Source organism: Streptomyces sp. CO7 (assembly GCF_053474865.1).
Window position 1 is genome coordinate 688,825 of record NZ_JBRIOU010000004.1, and the last position, 3,512, is coordinate 692,336.

Here is a 3,512-nt window from a genome sequence, read left to right on the forward strand (position 1 = left end):
GCCGGGGCCCGCGGCAGCGCCCCCCGCGCCGCCCCGGCCGCCCGCTCCTGGCCGCCCCGCCTGCGGTTCCGCCTCCGGCCACCCCGCACCTGACCACCGGGCGCGCGGGGGTCACCGGGCCGGGGGCCAGGGCGTTCGCTGCCCGCAAAGGCACTCACGGCGCGCAGGGGCCCACGCGGCGCGGGCGTCCCGTCCCGCTGGGGCCGGGACCACCCCCCGGCCTCAGCGGGGGGAGACGACGTTGCCGCCCGCCGTGGTGCCGCCCTGACGCTGCTGGACCAGTGCGTCGCGGATCTCCTGCAGGACCTCGAGCTCGGTGACGGTCACCGGGTCCTCCACCCGCCGCTCCTGCGCCTCCTTGGCTTTGCGGCGGGCCGCCTGGCGGGCCAGCACCCGCGACATGGGCAGGACCATCAGGAAGTAGACGACCGCCGCGGTGATCAGGAAGGTCAGCGTGGCGCTGAGCACCAGGCCCCACATGATCTCGACGCCCTGCCCCTTCTTCGTGCAGTCCCCCTCGATGCAGACGCTGTACTGCGCGAGATCCATCGTGCCGAAGGCGCCGACGACGGGGTTGATCACACCTTCGACGATCTTGTTCACGATGTTCGTGAACGCGGTGCCGATCACGACCGCCACGGCCAGGTCGATCACGTTGCCCCGCATCAGGAAGGCCTTGAAGCCCTCCAGCACGCTGACCTTCTCCTCGCTCACCAGAGGCCCCTTCCGTACCGAACCGGTCGGCACGCATGCCGCCGTCGAGAAACACAACGATCGAACCCTAGGGGGCGGGCGTCAGCCCGGCGCAATCCGTTCCCTCGATCTGGGGGGAGGCGGCTTCACACGGCTGGAGTTGCAGCACTCGACCGACGACCCGGCGTCCTGCCGGGTGGCCGAGAAGACGGGCTACGCCTTCGAGGGGATCCGCCGCCGCGCGATGCGGCACCTCGACGGTCCGCACGACATACACCCTCACTCCCGCGTGAGGCCATGACGTGGAGTGAGGCCGGAGACCCATCGGGCCGGGCGCCGGAAAGGGCGTCGCCGTCGTGCGGTTCGAACTCCGCACACGCCCCGTCCGGCCACCCGGCCACGACGGTGGTCTCCTCGTTACCCGGACTCCCCGGTTCATGCCCGGAAAACGGAACGAGTTTGCTCAGATGCCGGGACCGGCTCCCCGGATCGGGACCGGAAGGAAAAAACCGTCACCCGTTCGGAGGACGGTTGGAACTCACGCATTTCGACGCTCGTTGGCGGAACAAGCGTCGAACTCCTGTGGGCGGCAGGGTGCCGGACAGGAGCTCTGCGATTGGCGCGGGGTCGTTCCGGCCCCGCCTGCGTGGAGGGAGTACCGACCCGTGACGGACCTCAGCGACCATCCACTCGCCCACAGAACGGTACTGACCGTTCCTGATGCCGAGACGCTCTTCGAGGACGTGCGCCGTACCAGTGCCCGATGGCTGCTGGACAGGTACGGCGCCGCCCCGCTGGAACCCGGCCGGCACCGGCTGGACCCGGCCACGGTGCTGACCAACCACACGACACGTCTCCCCGACAGCTCCGAACGCGCGATACGACTGCAATTGCGGGAGGAGAAGGAGGAGGCGGTCTGGCGCACCACCATCACGGCCCTGGCCTCGGAGGACATGGCCGCGGTGTCGGTGGGCCTGGAGGTGTTCCCTGACGAGGGCGCGCGGCCACGGCCGGGGCGGCCCAAGCTGGTGCGGGACCTGGTGGCGGCGCTGCGGCCGGAGGACGGGTCGGCCCGGCTGACGCTGGACGCGCAGTGCGTGGAGGCGGGCGGCGTCGAGACGCTGATGGACGTGCTCTGCGACCCGCAGCGCCGGCTGCCCGTCGTGGTGGCCGCCGATCCGGTGCGACCGCCCGTCGACGGGCTGTGGTCGGAGCGGCTGGAGCGGATCGTCCGGCAGGCCGCGGGGGCCGCGTCGCTGTACCGGCTGGCCGACCTGGAGGCGGTGGACGCCTTCCGGGAGGCGATAGGCGAGGACCACGGGGTGGCCCCGGGAGCCGTGCGCACGTACCTGACCGATGTCGATCCCGCCTGGGGCAAGGACGCCTCACGCCACCGCTTCCTGACCGCCGCCCGGATGTGCGACGCGGAGGACCGCGCCTGGTTCGGGATGGTGCGCGCCGTGCAGCGCCTGTCCACCGCGGCGCCGCTGCCCCGGCCGTTGCGCAGGGTGCTCTTCCCCGACGAGACCGCGCGGCGGCACGGCGGGCGGGAGCACGGGCCGGGCATCGGGCGGGGCGCCGGGCGGTCCGCCGCCGTACCGGTCCTGCCGCCGCCGGACACGCCGCCGGACGCGCCGCCGTCGGCGGACCCGGACGAGGCGGCCCGGCTGCGCGGGGAGGCCGAGGAGCTGCGGGCCGAACTCGAGCGGGCCCGCGAGGAGTTGCGTCAGGCCCGGCTGGACGCGGAGCTGTCCGCGCGCAGCCTGGCCGCGCTGGAGGAGCAGCGGGACCGGGCCGTCTCCCAGGCCGAGGAGGACATGGAGACGGCGCTGCGCGCGATGGACGGCGAGGAGGCCGCCCGGGCCGAGGTGTACGTCCTGCGCGAGCGGCTGTGCGAGGAGGGCCGGTACGAGGAGACGGTCGTCAAGGAGGCGGCCGGCGCCCCCGACTCGTTCGCCACCGTGTGGGAGCGCCTGGGGTCCCTGGACGGCGTCCTGGTCACGGCGGACGCCCAGCGGGCCCTGGAGCTCGACGACGCGCAGCGCGGCCACATCTGGGCGGCCAAGGCGTGGAAGGGGCTGCGGGCCCTCAACTCCTACGCCAGAGCGGCGAAGGACGGCTTCAAGGGCGGTTTCTACCAGTACTGCTCCTCGCCGCAGTCGGGCGGCGAGTGGCCGCGCAAGCAGGTGGCGCTGGTGGAGTCGGAGACGACCATGAACCGGTGGGGCGAGGAGCGGATCTTCCCGGTCCCGCCGGGGGTCGACGCCTCGGGCATGGCGGAGATGCAGTCGCACCTGAAGATCGACAGCAAGGGGAGCACCTCGCCGCGCGTGTACTTCCTGGACGACACCAAGGGGATCACGGGCCGGGTGATCGTCGGGTACATAGGCGCGCACCTGACCAACACCCGGACCAACTGACACCCGTCGCAACTGCTCTGCGGGCCATTGCGGTTGGGGCGGGGGGGCCGCGGCACGAGGCTGCGTCGGACGGGGAGTCTGATCGCCGGGAAGCGGGGCAGACGGAAGGCACGGGCGGTGGCCACGGCTTCAGGGACGCGGGGCCGCCGCCCGCCCGGGACGACGCATACACAACAACGACCGACAACCGAACAAGGAGTGGCCCCCATGCTTGCGATAGCCGGTGCCGTGCTGTTCGTCATCGCCTTCCTGATCAACGCCACCGAGCTGGACACCAACGCCGTGTTCAGCTCCGGCAACCTCACCCTGCTCGGCCTCGCAGCCGTCGCCCTGCACCTCGCCGGTCTGGGCGGCCGCCGCACCCGCTGACGCCGCCTGCCCGGCGCCCCCGCTCTCGCG

Annotated in this window: 3 protein-coding genes; 2 read left to right on the plus strand and 1 reads right to left on the minus strand. The window is 72.8% G+C overall.

Annotated elements, in window-relative coordinates:
- Positions 1-222: 222 nt before the first annotated feature.
- Positions 223-717, minus strand: a complete 495-nt coding sequence (gene mscL / locus ACOV8S_RS15955; RefSeq protein WP_448318876.1) for a large conductance mechanosensitive channel protein MscL — start codon at positions 715-717, stop codon at positions 223-225.
- 641 nt (positions 718-1,358) lie between these two features.
- On the opposite strand from mscL, the gene ACOV8S_RS15960 reads away from it, so the two are divergent.
- On the plus strand, positions 1,359-3,113 hold the full coding sequence (locus ACOV8S_RS15960) for a hypothetical protein (RefSeq protein WP_448318481.1): 1,755 nt from the start codon (positions 1,359-1,361) through the stop codon (positions 3,111-3,113).
- A gap of 207 nt (positions 3,114-3,320) precedes the next feature.
- Positions 3,321-3,482 carry a hypothetical protein gene (locus tag ACOV8S_RS15965; RefSeq protein ID WP_170145095.1) on the plus strand — a complete coding sequence of 54 codons (162 nt, stop codon included), beginning with the start codon at positions 3,321-3,323 and terminating at the stop codon, positions 3,480-3,482.
- Positions 3,483-3,512: the final 30 nt, after the last annotated feature.

Bases quoted from the DNA above. Each gene is read 5' to 3' on its own strand.
- ACOV8S_RS15965 (WP_170145095.1), top strand. From the start codon at position 3,321: ATGCTTGCGATAGCCGGTGCCGTGCTGTTCGTCATCGCCTTCCTGATC.